We start from the raw sequence: 20968 nt of genomic DNA, 5'->3' as shown, positions 1-20968 counted from the left end.
CTGCTTTTGTATGATGAGTTCAATCATTCATCGATATGAGGTGTATCCCATTACACCAGCTTGAATGTGCTCTCCAATGTATCGCGGCTATTCGGCCCTACGAAAATGTGGAATGTTCCCTTATCACTGCGATGACTCAAATCGGAATGATGATAACGAAGCTGTTCTTCGTTTAATGTAAATGCAGCCGTACCACTTTCACCCGGTGCGAGTGACAGCTTGACATACCCTTTCAGCTCACGCATTGGACGTACAACTTCACCAGTGACATCACGTACGTACAACTGAACCGTCTCTACGCCAGCACGTTCGCCAGCATTGGTTACACGCACTTGGATTGTCAGAGGTTGATCAGCAGTCATTTCATTGCTTGAAACTTCCAGGTCACCATACTCAAACGAGGTGTATGACAAGCCGTAGCCAAACGGAAGCAGCGGATCATTCGGACTATCAATATATTTGGAAACATAACGCTCTTCCGTCTTTTGCGGATTGAGTGGACGTCCTGTATTAAAATGATTGTAATATACCGGTATCTGACCTACAGATTGCGGGAAGGACATCGTCAGACGCGCAGATGGATTCACCGCACCTGTCAATACATCGGCAATGGCCGCTCCACCTTCACTGCCGGGGAACCACGCTTCAAGCACAGCATCGGATTCTTCAAAAACACCATGTAAGTCCAGAGGGCGACCGTTGAAAATAACGCTGGCGATTGGTTTGCCGGCTGCTTTGAGCTGTTTAACCAATTCCAGTTGAGCTGCTGGCAAACGAATATCCGTACGCGATCCACCTTCACCACTCATTTCGGAATCTTCACCAAGTGCAAGCACGATCAGATCGGCTTTGCTTGCTACTTCAAGCGCTTCAGCAATCTGTTCAGCGGTGATCGTGTGAACGTTGCTGCCTTGAGCCATATGAACTTTCCCGGCAGTAAGACGTTCCTGCAAAGCAGTTCCGAGTTTAACGGCATCTTCTTTGACACCTTCACAGGACCACCATCCGAGAATGTCTTCACTTTGGGCAAAAGGTCCAATTAACGCAACGTTGGCTTCTGGCTTCAGCGGAAGCACGTGATTATCATTTTTCATCAATACAGCGGATTTGGTTGCAAGCTCATACGATACCTGACGATGTTCTTTCGAGAACACGATCTCGCGCTCACGCTCCGGATCCGCTGCACGCAGTGGATTATCGAACAATCCCAGCTTTTCTTTCAGTTGCAAAATACGCAGCACCGCTTCATCAACGAGCTTTTCTTCCACTTCTCCGTTCTTGATCAACTCTGGCAGATGATGAACATAACAAGGTGTCATCATCTCGATGTCCACTCCTGCACGAATGGCGCGGTATGCAGCTTCACGATCATCTTCAGCTGCGCCATGAGCAATCATCTCGCGAATGGAAGCCCAATCCGAGATCAATACACCATCAAAGCCCCACTCGTCACGCAAGATGTCACGCATGAGCTTCTCATTTCCGCTCGCTGGAATACCTTCTACGGTATTGAATGAAGCCATAACCATTTCAACGCCTGCATCCAATGCTGCCTTGTAAGCCGGTAAATAGTACTCACGCAAGTTGCGTTCAGACATGTCGACCGTGTTGTAATCACGACCACCTTCTGCTGCCCCATATGCTGCAAAGTGTTTTACACAAGCAGCCAGACGATCCGGCTCATCCTTCAAACTGTCGCCCTGATATCCACGTACAAATGCCGCAGAGAACAGACTGTTCAAATAAGGATCTTCGCCTGTCGTCTCCATTACTCGACCCCAGCGCGGATCACGAACAAGATCGACCATCGGTGCAAAAGTGACATGGAGGCCAGATACGGCGGATTCACGTGCTGAAATCTCAGCACTTTTCTCAGCCAGTTCGGTGTCCCATGAACAGCCAATGGCTAGCGGGATGGGGAAAATGGTTTTAAAACCATGCACGACGTCCGCCATGAACAAGAGCGGAATGCCGAGACGGCTTTTTTTCAGGTAAGCTTGCTGTACATCTATAATGGCCTGTGCACCAGACAATCCCAGAATGGAGCCACTGGCATCCACGGACTGCTCCGTGATTCCCATCTCTTCCATTGGACCTGTGATCTGACCTTCAACATTGGTTCCTTCATAAAAGTTAGCGGTCAGCTGAAGCAGCTGGGCCGTTTTTTCTTCCAGGGTCATTTGGTTTACAAGGACTAGCAACTGCTCGTTATTCATAGACATTATCCTCCACTACATGTTGTTGAAATAAAGAACCCGGCTGCGTTCGGGGAGAGACCGCGCACCGGGTTCGATTGGATGGGACAGACAGAACACACCTGTCATACCCCATCTTGCTAATTACTGAATGATTACTTGAATTCTTTGTTCAGTTCATCCAGATAAGGTTGAACCAGGGACATTTTACTGTTTACCCATTCTTTCCAGTTCGCTTCAAGATCTCCATTTTTGAGGATCAAGTTGGCATATTCATTCTGGTAGTCGAATGAAGCCTGACTTTTAGCTTTGGAATCGTACAGGTTGATATCCCAGTCGTATGTTGCGAGTGACTGACCTTCTGTACCGAGTTTTGCTTTTTCCTCGAACAGCTTCACAGCTCTATCACGGTAATCCTTTTTAATTGCAGGGTTTACAACACTGAAGTCGTCACCCAGCAGGTACAGACCTTCGAAACGTGCTGGGTATTTGTCTTCCAGAACAGTTCCTTCTGGCAGCAAGCTAACCAGTTCTTTGTTTTCATCATATTTCCAATCTTTACCTTCGAAGCCCATGTTGATGAGCAGTTGTCCTTCTTTGGTAGTCGAGTAGTCGATCAGATCCATGATCCGTTCGAATTTCTCGTCACTGATGTTCGGATTGAAGATCAATGCAGACCAGAAGTTCGCTTGCTCCATGTTGCGGTATTTCCCATCATCGCCCAATACGATTGCTGTGTGTACCAGGTCATCACTATCTACACCCAGATTCTTTTTCATATCGGAATCCAGACCTTGTCTGTACGAAGCCAGTCCGCCCAGACTTGTTACTGCAGCTGTACCTGTTACTTTGAAGTTGTTTTGACCTTCATTGTTTTTCCATGTGTAGAACTCAGGATTGAGCAAGCCATCTTTGTAGGCTTTTTGCATCAATTTAAGTCCTGTCAGAGTTTCAGGATCTGATGGTCCCCAGTGGAACTGGCCATCTTCTCCTTTATAGAACGGAGAGTCAGTCATGGCATGCACACTGTTCGGCATAATGATATTCGTCATGGCATCTGCCGCATTGTAGGACAAAGGTACAAGTTTGTTGCCCACTTTGCCTGGATCTTTTTCTTTCACAAGCTCAGCGTATTCATTCAATTCAGTAGTTGTATATGCATCTTTCAGTTCGAAACCAACCGCTTCAGCCCAGTCTTTGCGAAGCGCAATGACACCAATTTGGTTCGTCAATGGGTCAGCAGGTTTGTTCTCGAAATAGATTGGTCTTGGCAGGACGTATGTTCCACCCGTCAGTTCTTCCAGCTTGTCTCCAAGACCGGTCAACTTGTAGGCTGCTGCCACGTTAGGCCAGCGTTCTTTCCAGTCATCCGGGAATTTGTAGAACAGGCCTTGATCAATACTGTTCATGGCATCGCCATGCACGTAGTTCCATACTGCTACATCCGGCAAATCGCCAGAGTTGATCCACAGACGAAGCTTCTCGCCCCATGAATCCCAATCGATATAGTTGTAATCCCATGTTACATTGAACTTGTCTGTCCAGAACTTGTGGAAGTCATTATCCAAGTTCCCGTTTTTAATTTCTGTCAGGTTAGCTACTGAGATGGTCAGGTTGTCTTTGTAATTTCCCTCTGCATCTTTTTCGTTACCACCTGAAGCTCCTTGGCTGGAACAAGCGGTCACCATCAGCATAACTACACTAAGCGTGATGGCAAAGAGAGCTCTTACTGACAACTTTTTGTTCGTTTTCATGTTTTACCCCCATGTTTTTTAGTAGAATTTTAATGCAAAATCCTATACGTATAATCAGGTCTTGATAGCCCCTGTTAATACCCCTTTGGCAAAGTGTTTTTGCAGCATTGGGAAGAAACACATAATTGGTACCATGGTGACAAATACTGCCGCCATCTTCATACCCATTGAGAAATTGCTTGCTTGGGCAGCATCCACACTGGATGCATTGGATGCGTTCGTCTGGGATGTGACGATAATGTTTCTGAGTACATTCTGGAGCGGTAACTGATCCGCTTTTCGAAGGAATATCATCGCATCATACCAACTGTTCCAGTACGCCACACCGTAGAACAACGTGATTGTAGCCATAATTGGTGTAGCCAGCGGAAGAACAACTGAGAACAGAATTCTCCACTCTCCTGCTCCATCCAATCTCGCCGATTCCATCAGCGATTCAGGCAAGGTATAGAAGTAGTTCATCATCAGAATCATGTTGAAAGCACTGAAACTTCCCGCCAGGATAACGGACCATAGCGTACCTGTAAGGTGAAGTGATTTCATGATCAGGTACAGCGGTACAATACCACCATTAAAGATCATGGTGAACAGTACTAAGAAAAAGAGAAATTTCTTGAACGGAAATTTGTTGCGACTAAGGCCATATGCCATGCTTGTTGTCAGGAACAAGCTGAGTGGCAAACCGATGACTAGCAAAATAATTGTATTTTTGTACCCCGACAGAATCGTTCCGTCAGCGAACAACGCCTTATAGGAATCCAATGTCCATTCTTTAGGGAACATCAAAAATGGATTGTCAGCATATTCTTTTTGTGTTGCGAACGAGATCATGATGACATTCCAGAACGGAATCAGAATCATCAGAGCAAGCACAAGTAAAATGGCGAAAATAATGTAATCGAGAAATGTCATTTTTTCTGTACCAATTCTCGGTTTTTTGTTAGACTTCTTACTCATTTCATTTTTCCTCCTCTCTTATCGGAACAAACCGTCTCCGCCAAGCCACTTGGCAAATCTGTCTGCGAGAAGCAGCAAGACCATATTCACGAGGGAACGGAACAAGCTGACCGCTGTCGAGAATGAGAAGTCCGTTGAGGACTGGAACGTAATCCGATAGATATATACATCCAATACTTCCGATACATTTTTAGTTGCGGCATTTGCCAAGTTGAAGATCTGGTCGAAACCGGAAGACATCAATCCACCAACCGACAGAATGAACATGACGGTGATTGTTGGAAGTATGTTTGGCAATGTAATCTTGAACATCTGCTGCATACGGGAAGCGCCGTCAATCTGCGCCGATTCATACTGATCCTGATCAATACCGGAAATGGCTGCCAGGAAGATAATCGCACCCCATCCGCTTGATTTCCAAATATCCGTCAACAGCAGCATCGGTACAAAGTTAGACTCGGAACCAAGGAAGTTAATGGTTGGCAATCCAAGCAAACCAAGTGCGCTGTTTACCAGTCCGTCATAAGCCAAGACGTTGATGACTACCCCGGATACGATGATCCATGAAAGGAAGTGAGGGAACGTAAGAACCGTCTGGAACCACTTTTTCCCTCTGCGCATCCGCAATTCATTCAACAACAGGGCCAGAATAATCGGGAACGGGAACTGAATAATCAGTTTTAGAATGTTGATGTACAGCGTCCGCCATACCGCGTCAATAAAGGTTGGATCCCGGAAAACGTATTTGAAATTCTCAAATCCGCTCCATGGGCTTCCCCAGATCCCCAGGTTTGCCTTGTAGTCTTTAAACGCAAGAGACAGGCCACCCATTGGCATGTAGGCAAACAGGATCAGCCAGACGAGCCCTGGAATAAGCAGGGTGTACGTCATTCTGTGCTTCCAGATTTCACTCCAGAGCGAATTGCCTTTCAAGTTTCCCTTCAGCTTTTTGCTAGGTCCTTCGGCTGCAGGTTTCAAATTGCATCTCCTCACTCTACTTTGGTCTTGTCGTTATACAGAAAATCAAACATTGTTCTCAGGTGTTGCTCCCAGAATCTCCATTCATGGGTACCCGGTGTCTCCACATACCGAAACTCAAAATCCGTTTCCTGCATGTATTCCGCGAATTTGCGATTCATATCCACAAACGGATCAATGTCACCACAACAACTCAGAATATCCGGTAAATCTCCACCTTGCTTCAACAGCTTGGCAGACAGTGCGTACAGGTCCTGATCAGGTTTTACCTGTAACCGTTCTCCAAAAACCGCTTTCATTTCCTTGATCATGCCTGATGGCATCTCCGGATCGTGAAGCCGGGTCTGAATATCAGTTACACCTGATAAGGACACCGCTTTGCGGTACCTCTCGGGATATGTCAGTGCACATTTCAATGCACCGTACCCACCCATGGATAGACCGGCTACGAAAGTCTTTGCCGGGTCTGTATTGAGATTGAGCTGACGCCTGCAGAATTCAGGCAGCTCCTGAGTGATGTAATGGAAGTAATTCAGGCCGTATTCCATATCGGTGTAATAGCTTCGGTTCGCTTCCGGCATAATGATGGTACAGCCATATTGTTGCGCATACATTTCAATTGTAGTCAAACGTTGCCATGTACTTGCGTTATCGCCTGCCCCATGCAGCAAATATAGCGTACCGCCTGAAGTGTCTCCGGAGTCACTGGACACTACATGTATGCTTGTATTCATGCATAACGTAGGCGATCCGGTTTCGATCGTTATATGCGCCATATGTAACCCCTTTCATCGTCGGCTGCTGTCTGTAAACTTCTGTTTCTCTGCCTTTTTGTTGCAACTTCCAGTGATTCCCCCGTATTTCGCTCGGTTATCGAAACGATTTTCTCGAATCGTTTCAAAACATAGCCAACGTTGATTTACTTGGACTTGATTACAACACATTTTACGTGGAAGCGATTTCTTCGAATCGTTTCGAATAAATCATAATCCCGAAGTACAAACCCTGTCAATAACCTTTTTACAAATTTCGCGCTTTTTTCTCAAAAAACTGATTTTCCGTGATAAAATTTGCGTCAAAAGGCACTTTTAATTTGAAACAATTTCCTTTAAGTAACCGTTTGCACCTATTCATTGACATTGAACTTCGTTTGTACTAACATAAGTTCTAATTTTTGATCCAGATTGCGGAAACGTTTCACCAACAGTTAAAATTCTTCTTTTTTAGAAAGGATGTTAAGATGTCTAGTATTATTAATTCTTTTGTTCATCATATAGATAAGCAGCAGTTAAACGTTCATTCTGTTCGGGTATTGCAGAGAGGGGTTACAATCGGAGCGTGGGATCGCACCAGCGATATGCGCCGCTTACAGCATTCTGTCAGCAAATCGTTCACCTGCATGGCGGTTGGACTTGCTTTGGATGCGGGCACACTTACACTTGAATCCAGACTAGGAGACTATTTCACATCACCAACACCTGCTTCCCATTTAACAGCCTTCCCTCCTGCGGACCTCACCCTGTACGATTTGCTGCGAATGTCATCGGGGCATGACGTACCTGTGTTATGGGCAGAAGAGCGAGCCACCCTTCCTGAGAAAGATTGGGCGAAATATTACATGTCCCTTCCTTTGAACAGAGTTCCTGGTGAAACGTTTACATACAGCAGTGCAGATACGTTTATGATCTCCGCCATGTTCCAGGCTGCCTCTGGTCAAACCGTTAAGGACTATCTGATTCCCCGGCTATTCGAGCCACTGGGCATTACGAATGTAGAGTGGGAGACTTCTCCCTTGGGCATTACATTGGGCTGTGCGGGCCTGCAGCTCACCAATGAGGAATTAGGCAGGTTCGGTCAACTGTTGCTTCAGGAGGGCCACTGGAACGGCGAGCAGCTCATTCCTGCGGAATGGATCCGATTAGCGACAACACAACAGATCCCTACACCAGGAGACGGCGACTGGGGACAAGGTTATGGATATCAATTCTGGAGATGTTCCCATAACGCTTACCGTGCTGATGGCGCCAATGGTCAACTATGTGTTGTCCTACCGGAGCTGGAGTCCGTCGTTGCCATCAATAGTGATGAACAAAATATGCAAACCATTCTTGATCATGTATGGTCAGATATATTGCCTATTCTGGAGGGGAACATTTGATTATACGAGCAGCCACTCAGGCAGATTATGCGGAGTTGAGAATCATCTATCTCGAGTCGCGACGTGCCCGGTTCCACTGGGCTAAGCCGGAAGAGCTGTCCCTACAGGATTTTGATACAGACACCGTTGAAGAATATATCCTCGTGGCTGAAAATGAAGAAGGACAGCTTCTCGGCTTCGCTTCGCTATATCTTCCCGAGAACTTTATTCACCTTCTGTTTATCCATCCCGGTTTTATCGGCGGGGGTACAGGTTCACGCTTACTTGATGCATCAATTTCACTTATGCAGCAGCCTGTTCGATTGAAATGTGTATCTGATAATCATAAAGCAATTGGCTTTTACGAACGACAGGGTTGGAAAAAAGTCATTGAAGAAGGTATACCCGGGGAGAAATATTGGGTGATGGAGTACGACTCTAATAGCTGATTCCATTCGTTTGATCCCGATAAACAACAAGAAGTGGAAATGCTTTTCCCACACAAAAAAAGTATCATGACCTTCAGAGGCCATGATACTTTTTATTTTACCCGTGCTGTGGAAGCTGGGTCATTTCATCTAAACATTGTGCGCATATGTAACGCTCTTTGAACTCATTGACTTCTTCCATCGATCCACAAAAAATACATTTTGGACGGTATCTCTCTAGAATGATATGGTCCCCTTGTACTAAGATCTCTACAGGATCTCCCTCATTCATTTGATACCTTTTACGCAAAGATTTAGGCAATACGATCCTACCCAATTGGTCAACTTTGCGAACGACTCCAGCTGGCTTCATAGCTACGGCACACCTCTCCTATCTTACTCTAAATTTCTAGGTACATTTGTACTATGTTTATTAATTCGCCAAGATTTTGTCGAATCCTGCTGGAAATAAACATTTTTTGTCCTTTTTTTTGAAAAATGTTTTTTTAGCGAATTCTAACCGTCACTTATACGCGAATTGGATTAATCAAGACCCGGGAAATTAAGTTGACGCAATGCCTCATACACAATGATTGCTGCTGAGTTTGACAAGTTCAATGATCTGACATCATCTGTCATTGGCATCTTCATACAAGTATCTGGATTAGCAGCAATTAACTCTGTAGGAAGGCCTTTGGTCTCTTTACCGAACACCAGAAAATCCCCATCCTGAAACTTAAAATCGCTATAACGGTTCTTTGCCTTCGTGGTTGCGTAGAAAAAACGCCCATCTGGATACTGTTCCTGAACCTCGGCAAACGAATCATGATATTCAATATGAACGGCATGCCAGTAATCCAGACCCGCGCGTTTCAGTGTGGCATCATCCGTACGGAATCCGAGTGGACGCACGAGATGCAAATGTGTGCCGGTAGCCGCGCATGTACGAGAAATATTGCCCGTATTTGCTGGAATCTCCGGTTCAACCAGAACGATATGTAAAGCCATATGTGTTCAATCTCCTTTTCATTTCATGTAAACGACAATTCTCTAATCTTAAAGAAAAGCCCTCCACACGTCAATGTGGAAGGCTCTGGTAAAGCACAAGTGTGAATGCTTGAATTCACAACTCGCTGCCAGGTTATTTATCCATTGGTCTTCTGGAAGTGGCTCATGAAGTCCGTAAGTGCTTTAACACTTTCATATGGAGCAGCATTGTAAATGGAAGCACGCAGGCCGCCAACACTCCGATGCCCTTTCAGACCAACAAATCCTTCTTGCTCCGAAGCCTTGATAAACTGTTTCTCCAAGTCCTCGTTAGCTAAGCGGAAGGTCACATTCATCAGGGAACGATCTGCCGGATTTACACAGCCACGGTAGAAGTCTCCGGAGGAATCGATCGCATTATAGAGCAAATCCGCTTTCTTCACGTTCTTCTGTTCAATTCCAGCCAATCCGCCTTGTTCCTCGATCCATTTCAAAACCTCATTCACCATGTATACGGAGAAGGACGGTGGTGTATTATAGAGAGAATTGTTGTCCACATGTATACTATAACGAAGCATCGTCGGAATCGTTTTAGGAGATTCACTAACCAGTTCTTCGCGAGCAATAACAACCGTAATCCCTGATGGGCCCAGGTTCTTCTGTGCACCCGCATAGATCATGCCGAATTGATTAAGGTCAAACGGTTTGCAGAAAATGTCACTCGACATGTCGGCAATAAGCGGAACTGAACCGGTATCCGGGAATGACTTGAATTGAGTTCCCTCAATTGTTTCGTTAGACGTCAAATGAACATAAGCTGTGCGATCCGGGAAGCTAAGATTCGACACATCCGGCAATTTCATATATTTATCCGCTTCGGAAGATGCAGCGACCTGCGTCTCCCCAATCAGTTTCGCCTCAGACAGTGCCTTCTTGGCCCAGCTGCCTGTCATGACGTAACTGGCTGTCTGCCCTTCCCCGAGCAGGTTCATCGGCAGCATGGCGAACTGAGTGCTGGCTCCGCCCTGAAGAAAGAGGACCTTATATCCTTTGGGGTTGCCTAGTAGAGACAACAAGCGCTCCTGAGCTTCATTATGTACAGATTCGTACACCGCTCCACGGTGGGACATCTCCATAATCGACATCCCTGTATTCCGAAAATCAACAAATTCTGCCTGAGCACGCTCTAGAACCTCAAGTGGCAACGCCGCAGGTCCTGCATTAAAATTATACGCTCTCTTTGTCACAAAATCCCCCGCCCTTTCCATCCGTAGCTGACATATGAAGTGAATATTATCGCTATGATATCAGTATTCCCTATCTGCTTCAAGGGCAATAAGCACCGAAGCTGCGAATCAGGGTTATCAAATTCCTTTATCACCCTGCAAAGTTAATGCACTACATCGTTCAATTCAAGGAAAAGCCTCCGAGAGCGAGTCCCGGAGGCTTTACATTGGGAACAGTTTCTGTTCCGACTTGATTAGCAGTCGAAGTAGAGGCTGTACTCATGCGGATGAATGCGAATTGCCACTGCTTTTGCTTCATCACGTTTGAGGTTGATATAGTTTTCGATGAATTCTTTCGTGAAGACGCCGCCTTCAGTCAAGAATTCGTTGTCCGCTGCCAGAGCGTCAAGCGCTTCTTCCAGGGAAGCTGGCACACTGCGGATATTTTCTTTGTCTGCATCAGACAAATCATAGATGTTTTTGTCGAGTGGACCATATCCAAGCTCAGTTGGGTTGATTTTGCGTTTGATTCCATCCAGACCCGCCATCAGCATTGCAGCGAACGCCAGATAAGGGTTAGCTGTGGAGTCCGGTGTACGGAACTCGATACGACAACCTTTTGGTGTCACAGCTGCAACCGGAATACGTACTGCTGCCGAACGGTTACCTTTGGAGTAAACCAGGTTAACCGGTGCTTCATAACCAGGTACGAGACGTTTGAATGAGTTCGTACTAGGGTTAGTCAAAGCAATCAGAGCTGGTGCGTGGTACAAAATGCCTCCGATGTAGTGCAGAGCCATTTCGCTCAGGTTTGCATATCCCGCTTTGTCATAGAACAATGGGGAATCGCCATCGAAGATGGATTGGTGAACGTGCATTCCGCTACCATTGTCACCAAACAGTGGTTTTGGCATGAATGTTGCTACTTTACCATATTGACGTGCAGTGTTATGCACGATGTATTTGTATACAAGCAGGTTATCTGCTGTTTTCTTCAACGTATCAAAACGGAAGTTGATTTCGGCTTGACCAGCTGTCGCCACTTCGTGGTGATGACGCTCGATCGACAGGCCCGCTTCTTCCAAAATGCGACACATTTCACTACGAATATCTTGTTGTGTATCCACTGGAGCTACAGGAACGTATCCGCCTTTAGTGCGAACTTTGAAGCCCAGGTTACCGCCATCTTCCTTACGGTTGGTGTTCCAAGAAGCTTCTTCGGAATCTACGAAATAGGAAGAGCTGTTCGTGCCGCTCTCATAACGTACATCGTCGAAGATGAAGAATTCGGATTCAGGTGCGAAAAATGCTGCTGTACCTACTCCACTTTCTTTCAGGAACTCTTCGGCTTTGACTGCGATACCGCGTGGGTCACGCTCATAACGCTCCCCATCCGGAGTGAAGATATCACACATAACATTCAATGTAGGGTGTGCTGTGAACGGATCGACAAAAGTCGCTTCAGGATCTGGAATCATAACCATATCGGACTCTTCAATTCCGCGGAAACCTTGAATAGAAGAACCATCAAAGGCTACTCCATTTACAAAAGTGTCTGCGTCAACTGCCGAAGCTGGTAACGAGATGTGGTGCGCACGACCAGATAAATCTACAAAACGAAAATCTACCCACTCGATGTTGTTCTCTTGAATTGATTTCAATACGTTTTCAACCGACATGTATTCGTCCTCCCAAATATTCCGAACATTAAACAACCCCGCTAAGAAAATGTCCATATTCGAATTTTTTTCTGTCGTCATTATAAAATCTCAAATGTGACATCGTCAATACTTATGTAAGGTATTTTTTGCAACTATGTGAGCTATGCTAACATTTTATAAACCTATTGATTTCACTTAACAACGTAAATACACTATATTTAACTGGTTTAATGCGGTAAAGCAGGGGTATATTTAGCCTAAATTATGGAAATAACATTACATCATAAATGTTTCTTATCACCTATGATTAATAAATGCGTTCAAGGCTCCAAATAACATAAAAACCGGACATTTTGTCCTAGCCTCATTCTCATCGAACGGAGCCAGGGCAGATGCCCGGATGATATATATTACCTATACTATGAAGATCAGTTATACGCCTACTCGTGCTGGAAAGAACTCCGCCGGTTGTTTGGCTGTGTTGAATGTTTTACCCACGATTGGTGCCAATTTCTCCAGATCCTGAAGCAGGTTGGCAAATTGATCAGGGAACAAAGATTGTACACCGTCACCCGTCATGGAGTTATCAGGGTCCGTATGCATTTCGATAATTAGGCCGTTAGCACCAGCAGCAACAGAAGCCTTCGTCATCGGTTCAACCAGCTCACGGCGACCCGTACCATGACTTGGGTCCGAAATGACCGGCAGATGACTGAGAGACTGCAGAACAGGGATGGCCGACAAGTCGAGCGTATTGCGTGTGTAGGATTCGAATGTACGAATACCACGCTCACACAACATTACATTCGGGTTGCCACCCGCAAGAATGTATTCAGCCGCATTCAACAGCTCATCATAAGTTGCACTGAAACCACGTTTCAGCAGTACCGGTTTGCCACACTCACCCAATTTGCGCAGCAAATCGAAGTTCTGCATGTTCCGTGTACCTACTTGCAGAATGTCTGCGTACTCGGCACAAATATCCACATATTCAGGCGTCATGACTTCTGTAATGGTCAACAGGTCATGTTTCTTGCCTGCTTCAGCCATCATGATCAGACCTTCAACACCCGTTCCCTGGAAGCTGTACGGACCTGTACGTGGCTTAAATGCACCACCGCGAAGCACCTGTCCACCAGCAGCCTTAACCAGCCCGGCAATCTCATCAATCTGTGCAGCTGATTCAACCGCACAAGGTCCGCCCATAACGACGAGTTCTTTGCCGCCAATATCTACTCCTTTGATGGAGATTACGGTATCTTGAGGATGGAAGTCACGGCTTGCCAATTTGTAAGACTTCGAAATCTTGACGACATTCTCCACACCTTTCATTTGACGGAGATGCTCAGCCATTTTCGGCTCTACTTTACCAATCAAACCAATGATGGTGCGGTCCTCTCCACGCGAGATATGAACCTGAAGCCCTTCCTTTTCAATTGTAGCGACGATATCCTGAATATGTTCCTCCGGAGTAGCTTTACCTGCAATAACGATCATTATAAATCCCATCCTTCCTTGTATGAGAGCGCCTAAGCGCGTCTGATTTAATCTCCAAAACTCTTCTTCACTTAAACGCTTGTTCGCTTTTAAGCTTTTATCCACTAAAGTAAATATAACATATTCACCCTTTTCAGTCAAGCCGACTCTTATCCCCTTAAAAAAAAGAATCCTGCAGTCAGTCACCGGATTTCGGCTCTGTACTGCAGGATTCTTATAATAATGTTTGTTTACGTTGTACGAGTCTTTTCCCTTACAGGAGGTAATAGCTTGCTCATATTCACCGTACGCTTGATTTCCCATGTTTCCGGCTTGTCATGTTCATATTGCTCCAGATACAGGATGACTTCCTTCGTGATCGGTGTTGGTGTAGATGCGCCCGAAGTAACCGCCACCTTATTCACACCTTTCAGCCATTCCTGCTGAATCTCAGCCACATCTGATACACGATATGCCGTTACACCCGCAATTTCCTCCGATACTTGTGCAAGTCGGTTGGAGTTATTACTGCGAGGATCACCGACAACAATGACCAGATCGGCTTGCCCTGCCTGTTCAGCAACAGCTTCCTGACGTACTTGGGTAGCCAAGCATATCTCATTATGAATTTCTGCGCCTGGATACTTCTCCAGAAGACGGCTCATAATGTGTTTAATGTCCCATTGGCTCATCGTTGTCTGATTCGTAATAAGGATTTTGCCGGGAGGTACGTTCAGTCCGTCAATCTCCTCTTCCTTCTCGATCAGATGAACATGATTGGGTGCAACACCAACCGCACCTTCAGGCTCTGGATGGCTCTTTTTCCCGATATAGATAATGTCATATCCTTCAGCCGTCTTCTCTCGAATAAGGTCATGGGTTTTGGTTACATCCGGACAAGTTGCATCCACTGTAGTCAAACCTTTATCACGTGCCATCTTGCGCACTTCCGGAGATACACCATGGGCAGTAAAGATCACTGTTCCGCTCTCTACTTGGCTCAAAATATCAATCCGGTTCGGTCCGTCCAGTGTAATAATGCCCTCATCTTCAAAAGAGTCCGTCACATGTTGGTTATGCACAATCATACCCAATATATAAATAGGCCGTGGTAGGTCCAGATTGCGTGCCGCCTGGCGCGCGAGCACCATCGCATCCACAACTCCATAACAATATCCCCGCGGCGAAATTCGCAGTACTTCCACTTGGTTGCCACCCGCTTTCTTTCTCGGCAAAGATAGCCGATGTAATTGCAGTCCTGTCTATTATAACCTTATTCGATAGGCGGAGCAAAGACAACCGGCAACCAAATGATAAAGGTCGTTCCTTCTCCACGTCTGGTTACAACCTCGACAGATCCTTGGTGTTCCTCAATGATCCACTTGGCGATCGACAGTCCCAGACCTATGCCTGGTGTGGCACCGCGCGACTCATCTGCCCGATAGAACCGGTCAAAGATAAATGGAACTTCATCCCGATCCATTCCGATGCCCGTATCACTGATGCGCAGTCCTACCTGACCTTTATAAAGTATTGCATCAAGCGTAACCGAGCCATCTGGAGTGTACTTGAAAGCATTCTCGATAAAAATAAACAACATTTGCTGCAAATAGTCCTTGCTGCCGTTCACATAAATGCCATTCAAAATCGATAGATCACCTGGACGCCAGTCAGCCTGGTGATCAAGGAATTGCGATCTGCGAGCCACTTCCTGCACCAGAATCTGCAACGGGATCGGATTCAGTTCGATTTTCTGTCCTGTATCGGCTCTGGCCAAAGACAACATGTCACTGATCAGTCTGCTCATGCGTTTGCCTTCATCCGCCATGTCCTCTATCGCTTCAAGCGACATTTGTTTAACCGTTTCTTCGTCCAGATTCGGTCGGTCCGTGCTCTCCTGATCCCATAGCTTCTTAAGGAAGTCCACATTGCCACGGATCGTGGTCAGCGGTGTACGCAGCTCATGTGAAGCATCAGATACAAATCTGCGCTGAGCTTTATTCGTCTCCTCGAGCCCGCGGAATGACAGCTCTGTTCGTTCAAGCATATTATTAACTGTTTCAATCAGACGCCCAATCTCATCCTTGGGACCTGTGTATTGAATACGCACACTAAGGTCATCCCCGGATTGAATCTGATTGGCGGCATCAATCACATTGACGAGCGGACGCATGGATTTACGAGCCAGAATCAGACCCGAAGTAATGGCAAGTGCCATCGCTACAAGCCAGCCAAAAACCAGAATATTTCGCAGAGCTTCCAGCAATCGTTCCTGGGAACTAACATTGGCACCGACTTGAAGGAGCCCCCTTATTTCATTGGTCCCCTGAAGAGACAAGGGCTGTTGATTCACCAAGAAAGGGGTCCCATTGACATAGATCTTGGATATGCCACGCTTTTTCTGAATCTCATTGGATTTCACAACGGGAAATTGAATCTGAAGCTTCTCCATATTGCCTGAGATTTTACCAGATCTGCTCTGATAGTCCCACAACTGGATGTATATCTGCGCTTCCTGAAGCTGACTTTCTGTAAAAGGGTCCAGGTCCAGCGACTGTGAGAGCGGATTGACACCAATCTGATTCGTAATTCGTTCACTTTTATCTTTCAGTTGCTGTTCCACTTCTTGATACGTATTAAAATAAACAAAAGCGTAGATCACAACTCCCCAAAAAATGAGCACGGCTGCCAAGATGCCTGAATACCACGCGGTTAATCTTAACCGAATGGACATGTCAGGAGTCACCCCTCAGAATATAGCCGGCTCCCCGGATCGTCTGGATCAAACGTTTGCCGCCGTATTCTTCGGTTTTTTGTCTGAGCATGGCAATATACACTTCGAGCACATTGGATTCACCACTGTAATCATAACCCCAGATTTTATCCATAATCAGATCACGGGACAGCACACGTTTCGGATTTTGCATGAACAGATTCAGCAATTCGAACTCCTTGGCAGTCAGTTCCAGACGCTGACCGTCACGCAACACCTCACGAGAATCATTATCCAGAATGATATCCTCATACATAAGTCGATTATCAGGCGTGTCTGCTATATCCGCTTTACGACGCAATAAGGCACGGACACGAGCCAACAGTTCTTCAAGCGCAAACGGCTTCACGAGATAATCATCTGCACCTGTATCGAGCCCAATTACCCGGCTCTGTACTTCATCTTTGGCAGTGAGCATTAGCACGGGCACTTTGCTCCCCGCTTCTCTGAGTCTGCGGCATACTTCAAACCCGTCAATTTGCGGCATCATGACATCGAGAACCACGATATCCGGCTCTTTATCCATCAGCTTACTGAGGCCCTCCGCCCCATTCGAAGCTGTCTGTACCTCATATCCTTCAAAAGCAAGTCCCCGCCGAAGCATGGAAACGATTTTTTCATCATCATCAACAATCAGAATAGTTGAGCGCATGGTCTTTCTCCTTTATCCCTTAACGTTTTAATCTTATTGTAACAGCCAAAAGCGCAATCTGCATCTTTCCAAACACCTTGTTGCTTTGCGAGTCAGACCTTGATGGAGTACAAACGAATATAGTGCAAAAAAAGCGAAAGGGCCCTCGAACCCTTCCGCTCTTCTAAACCTTATTCTATAACCCATGTTTCGGCATTATGGTTGTTGTTGCTGTTGTTGATCCGTTGTTTGTGTAGTATCGTAATCATTTTTGTTGCCGATTTTGAGTTTCACATCCATTTTTTTACCGTCCCGAACAACATTCAGTGTCACTTCACTGCCAATTTCCTGTTTCTTGATGAAATCAATCAAATCCTGACTTGTGCTGTATGCTGTGCCATTGGCACCTGTGATGATGTCATAAGCACGCAGGTCTGCTTGGTAAGCAGGGGATTGATAGATCGTGCTGGCTACAACTGAACCTTCAGTGATATCCGTTCCCATCTGTTTAGCCACTTCAGGCGTGAGGGCCATCAGAGATGCACCAATGAACGGTACGGGCTCTTTGGGAACTTCTTTGTTTTCTTTCAAATATTTAACCGCATCCGAGATTACACTCGAAGGAATGGCAAACCCAATACCCTGGGCATCCGCGCTAACCGCAACGTTCATACCAATGACTTCACCATTCAGGTTAAGCAATGGTCCACCGGAGTTACCAGGATTGATGGAAGCATCCGTTTGTAACAAGTGGCTGTACTCACGAGTTTTGCCGGTTTCTTCGTCCGGAATGCTGATGGTACGTTCTTTCGCACTCAACACACCTGCAGTAACTGTATGTTCAAATCCTTCCGGGTTACCAATAGCTACAAGCCATTCACCAACTTGAGTACTGTTAGAATCGCCCAGTGGAGCGACAGGGAAAGCATCATCGCCACTGTTTTTCTCAATTTTCAATACGGCAAGGTCAAGGTCGAAGCTGCTTCCCAGCAATTTTGCTTCATACGGTTTGCTGTTGTTCTCCAGCGTTACCTGAATCACATCTGCACCCTGAACCACGTGTTGGTTCGTCAGGATGTAGCCTTCTTTGTCAAAAATAAATCCGGAACCAATGCCGAGCGGAACCAACTGATTGCTGCTTTGTTGCTGTTGCTGCTGATTATTTTGGCCTTGGTAGCTATCTGTTCCACCATTGCTTCCGTTACCAAAGAAGTATTGGTACAATGGATCGCTCATCGTAGAACCACCCTGGCTGCTGCTGCGTGTAGACTGCTTGGCAAGTGTTTCGATTTTGACGACAGCCGGACTTGTACTGGTTACTACAGAGGATACATCCTCTTTGCCCGTTGGCAGTAATGACGCTGTCACGTTATTGCTGCTGCCTGAGTTAGTAGGAGAAGATGACTGACTGGAGCTTTCATTGTCTGCACTTGTCAGCGCTTCCTGTGGTGTAAACATGTTTGTTCTGTCCGCTGTATACATCAGCACTGTAATGACCAGCATCCCGGCGATAAAAGAGAACAGGAGCGATCTTACGGAAGAACGTGGCCGACGGTTATTATAATTCCAATTCCCATTGTTCTTGCCGCCGTTCCCCTGATCTCCTCCGTTGCCTGAACCATTGCCGCCGCCCCCTCTGGAGGACGTATTAGCTTGATCAGATGATTCGTTATTGTAATTACTGTAGTAAGTAGGTACGGGCTTCACGGGTTCAGGTCTTGTAATCTCTACATTTCCTTCTTCACGTTGATTATGTTCCCCATTATGACTTGCTGTATCTTCCTGATTCACGGACTGAAAAGGTCCGTAAGAATAATAATAGGAGGAATCGTCCGTCCCTGATGAATTGCGATTCTCCGCTTGTTTAGTTTCATTTTCCTCGTCTTGACGGTTCGCTCTGTAATTACGTTCGTCCATGCCTCTCTACCTCCCAATCTCTTCTTCGCAAGAGATATTCTTTAACTGTCCTTATTTTGTACTTTAAACCTTAACCGTACCTTAAAAACAATTAAAAAGGAGATAAAAGCACGCTGTTATAGAACATTTTTCCCGCCAAATCTGCATTCTAACCCTTATTCTTCACCCAGCCCTGACGATGAGCGTAGATTGCCAGCTGTGTCCGATCGTCCATTTCACATTTCATCAGCAGATTGCTCACATGAGTTTTGACGGTTTTGATACTAATATGTAGTTCTTCCCCGATGTCCTTATTGGTCTTGCCCTCTGCAATCAGCAAAAGCACTTCCTTTTCCCGTTCCGTCAGGCCGGATTCGTTCTCTCTTGCTGTGCGCTGCCTGATGCCACGGGTCAATGCCTGTGATACGTCGCCTGTCATTACAGGCATACCTCGGTATGCTCCTTGCAGAGCGTAGATCAACTCTTCAGCAGATACTGTCTTCAGCACATAACTGACGGCACCGGCTTCAATCGCTTGTACCACAAGGTCATCCTCCAGAAAACTGGTCAGCATCACAATTTTCATCCCCGGAAATTCGGTCATAATCGCTTGTGTCGCTTCCGCGCCATTCATTACCGGCATCATCAAGTCCATCAGGATCAGGTCAGGGAGTTCGTTTTCTCCCAGCTTGCGCAGCTGATTCAATGCATCCTGTCCGTTACCCGCTTCCCCCATCACATGAAATGTAGGCTCCAGCATAAGATACGTTTTTAACCCCATCCGCACCATATCATGATCATCCACAATCATTACATTTATTATTCCGCTCATTCCGTTTCCCCCTCTGGTTCTTTCGGGAATTTCGGGATGAATACCCGCACCGTCGTCCCCGCTCCCGGCTTCGATATAATCTGAACCTGACCCCCAAGCTTCTCTGCCCGTTCACGCATCGTTGATAATCCGTATGAACCAGGCCGTTCCGCTTGCTGCAAAAACCCCTGACCGTCATCGCTAATGCTCATGCTGATCTGATGTTCACTCTCTCGTATGGACAGACTGACTAGACCCGCTTCCGCATGTTTGACCACATTAGCGACCGCTTCCTGAATAACAAGAAACAGCTGGTGCTCGATGGCATCGGAAATTCCGCCATCCAGTTCCAGCTCTTTCACTCCTTTTAAACCATTCTGCCTGCAATAATCCGGGAACCAGCTATCCAGCGCTTCGCCAAGATTCCTTCCCTCCAACTCCACTGGGCGAAGCTGAGCGATAAGCCCACGCATCTGCCGCTGTGCGATATGCGACATCTGAATAAGTTGCTCCAACACTTTGCTGCCATGCTCGGGATTCATCTCCAGCAAACGTGGTAAGGAAGAAGCCGACATATGCATGGCAAAAAGCTGCTGGCTGACCGTATCATGCAAATCTCTTGCCATCCGTTTGCGTTCTTCAATCACAGCGCGTTCGGATGCCTGTTCCTTTTCAATGACTTCCTGCTCACCAAGCCGCTGAAGCAATCTCATTTTTTTCTCAATCGAATCCATCATGACATTGAATTCCTGATATACCCGTCCGAAGGAGGCATCATCTGCCTCAGGCATACGAACAGCGAGATTGCCCTTGGACACTTTCAGCATGTTGAGATCCAGAAGATCAATCTTGCGTTGAAGCCGTAAGGCGGCAATATATCCCGTGATTATGGTAGCCAGGAGAACAACAGCAACATAGGTCCACGCACGCTGACGCCCTGTTCCCATCAGCACTTCCCCGTACAGCAAGTAAAACCCGCCCAAAGTAATGAGTCCGGTCAGCGCAAAATACATCATCAGTTCCCACTTATTTGCCTTGAGAATCGTTCGAATCATGCG

Annotated in this window: 18 protein-coding genes; 2 read left to right on the top strand and 16 right to left on the bottom strand. The window is 46.2% G+C overall.

Going from position 1 to position 20968, the window contains the following annotated elements; all coding sequences use genetic code 11:
• Positions 1-50 precede the first annotated feature (50 nt).
• The 5 genes from AC4PM4_RS18895 to AC4PM4_RS18875 form a co-directional block, all read right to left on the bottom strand.
• On the bottom strand, positions 51-2216 hold the full coding sequence (locus AC4PM4_RS18895) for a glycoside hydrolase family 3 N-terminal domain-containing protein (RefSeq protein WP_491614279.1): 2166 nt from the start codon (positions 2214-2216) through the stop codon (positions 51-53).
• A gap of 134 nt (positions 2217-2350) precedes the next feature.
• Positions 2351-3949: a type 2 periplasmic-binding domain-containing protein gene (locus tag AC4PM4_RS18890; protein ID WP_465115902.1), complete on the bottom strand. Its 1599-nt coding sequence runs from the start codon at positions 3947-3949 to the stop codon at positions 2351-2353.
• A 54-nt stretch (positions 3950-4003) separates the two neighbouring features.
• Positions 4004-4906: a carbohydrate ABC transporter permease gene (locus AC4PM4_RS18885; protein WP_063564250.1), complete on the bottom strand. Its 903-nt coding sequence runs from the start codon at positions 4904-4906 to the stop codon at positions 4004-4006.
• 18 nt (positions 4907-4924) lie between these two features.
• Complete coding sequence (locus tag AC4PM4_RS18880) at positions 4925-5884, bottom strand: ABC transporter permease (RefSeq protein ID WP_063564249.1); 960 nt, start codon at positions 5882-5884, stop codon at positions 4925-4927.
• Positions 5885-5895: 11 nt separating this feature from the next.
• Positions 5896-6660, bottom strand: a complete 765-nt coding sequence (locus AC4PM4_RS18875; RefSeq protein WP_064639416.1) for an alpha/beta hydrolase — start codon at positions 6658-6660, stop codon at positions 5896-5898.
• A 464-nt stretch (positions 6661-7124) separates the two neighbouring features.
• On the opposite strand from AC4PM4_RS18875, the gene AC4PM4_RS18870 reads away from it, so the two are divergent.
• Together AC4PM4_RS18870 and AC4PM4_RS18865 are read left to right on the top strand one after the other, a co-directional pair.
• Positions 7125-8042 carry a serine hydrolase domain-containing protein gene (locus tag AC4PM4_RS18870; RefSeq protein ID WP_491614278.1) on the top strand — a complete coding sequence of 306 codons (918 nt, stop codon included), beginning with the start codon at positions 7125-7127 and terminating at the stop codon, positions 8040-8042.
• Positions 8039-8470 carry a GNAT family N-acetyltransferase gene (locus tag AC4PM4_RS18865; RefSeq protein ID WP_063564246.1) on the top strand — a complete coding sequence of 144 codons (432 nt, stop codon included), beginning with the start codon at positions 8039-8041 and terminating at the stop codon, positions 8468-8470. The genes AC4PM4_RS18870 and AC4PM4_RS18865 overlap by 4 nt, the downstream gene beginning before the upstream one ends.
• Before the next feature lie 97 nt (positions 8471-8567).
• Here AC4PM4_RS18865 and AC4PM4_RS18860 read toward each other — a convergent pair whose 3' ends face one another.
• The 11 genes from AC4PM4_RS18860 to AC4PM4_RS18810 all read right to left on the bottom strand — a co-directional run bounded on the left by AC4PM4_RS18860 (position 8568) and on the right by AC4PM4_RS18810 (position 20965).
• The gene (locus tag AC4PM4_RS18860) at positions 8568-8822 is read right to left on the bottom strand and encodes an AbrB/MazE/SpoVT family DNA-binding domain-containing protein (RefSeq protein WP_024629045.1); all 255 of its coding nucleotides are present in this window, start codon (positions 8820-8822) and stop codon (positions 8568-8570) included.
• 170 nt (positions 8823-8992) lie between these two features.
• Positions 8993-9457, bottom strand: coding sequence for a tRNA (uridine(34)/cytosine(34)/5-carboxymethylaminomethyluridine(34)-2'-O)-methyltransferase TrmL (gene trmL / locus AC4PM4_RS18855; RefSeq protein ID WP_491614277.1), 465 nt, complete (start codon positions 9455-9457; stop codon positions 8993-8995).
• Between the two features lie 137 nt (positions 9458-9594).
• Positions 9595-10704 carry a 3-phosphoserine/phosphohydroxythreonine transaminase gene (gene serC, locus AC4PM4_RS18850; RefSeq protein ID WP_491614276.1) on the bottom strand — a complete coding sequence of 370 codons (1110 nt, stop codon included), beginning with the start codon at positions 10702-10704 and terminating at the stop codon, positions 9595-9597.
• Between the two features lie 212 nt (positions 10705-10916).
• Complete coding sequence (gene glnA, locus AC4PM4_RS18845) at positions 10917-12341, bottom strand: type I glutamate--ammonia ligase (protein ID WP_063564243.1); 1425 nt, start codon at positions 12339-12341, stop codon at positions 10917-10919.
• Positions 12342-12755: 414 nt separating this feature from the next.
• Positions 12756-13820 (bottom strand): 3-deoxy-7-phosphoheptulonate synthase, encoded by a 1065-nt coding sequence (aroF, locus tag AC4PM4_RS18840; protein ID WP_063564242.1) that lies wholly within the window; start codon positions 13818-13820, stop codon positions 12756-12758.
• Positions 13821-14050: 230 nt separating this feature from the next.
• Positions 14051-15004 (bottom strand): 4-hydroxy-3-methylbut-2-enyl diphosphate reductase, encoded by a 954-nt coding sequence (locus tag AC4PM4_RS18835; RefSeq protein WP_063564241.1) that lies wholly within the window; start codon positions 15002-15004, stop codon positions 14051-14053.
• A 68-nt stretch (positions 15005-15072) separates the two neighbouring features.
• The gene (locus tag AC4PM4_RS18830) at positions 15073-16533 is read right to left on the bottom strand and encodes a sensor histidine kinase (RefSeq protein ID WP_063564240.1); all 1461 of its coding nucleotides are present in this window, start codon (positions 16531-16533) and stop codon (positions 15073-15075) included.
• Position 16534: 1 nt separating this feature from the next.
• Positions 16535-17224 (bottom strand): response regulator transcription factor, encoded by a 690-nt coding sequence (locus AC4PM4_RS18825; RefSeq protein ID WP_063564239.1) that lies wholly within the window; start codon positions 17222-17224, stop codon positions 16535-16537.
• Between the two features lie 195 nt (positions 17225-17419).
• A complete protein-coding gene (locus AC4PM4_RS18820; protein ID WP_063564238.1) occupies positions 17420-19120 on the bottom strand; it encodes a S1C family serine protease in 1701 nt (566 codons plus the stop codon).
• A gap of 148 nt (positions 19121-19268) precedes the next feature.
• Complete coding sequence (locus tag AC4PM4_RS18815) at positions 19269-19931, bottom strand: response regulator (RefSeq protein WP_072734028.1); 663 nt, start codon at positions 19929-19931, stop codon at positions 19269-19271.
• Positions 19928-20965 (bottom strand): HAMP domain-containing sensor histidine kinase, encoded by a 1038-nt coding sequence (locus tag AC4PM4_RS18810; protein WP_063564236.1) that lies wholly within the window; start codon positions 20963-20965, stop codon positions 19928-19930. The genes AC4PM4_RS18815 and AC4PM4_RS18810 overlap by 4 nt, the downstream gene beginning before the upstream one ends.
• Between the last annotated feature and the right edge of the window lie 3 nt (positions 20966-20968).

Source organism: Paenibacillus sp. MDV22-iso6, from assembly GCF_058408365.1.
This window is presented reverse-complemented; position numbering and strand designations above follow the sequence as displayed.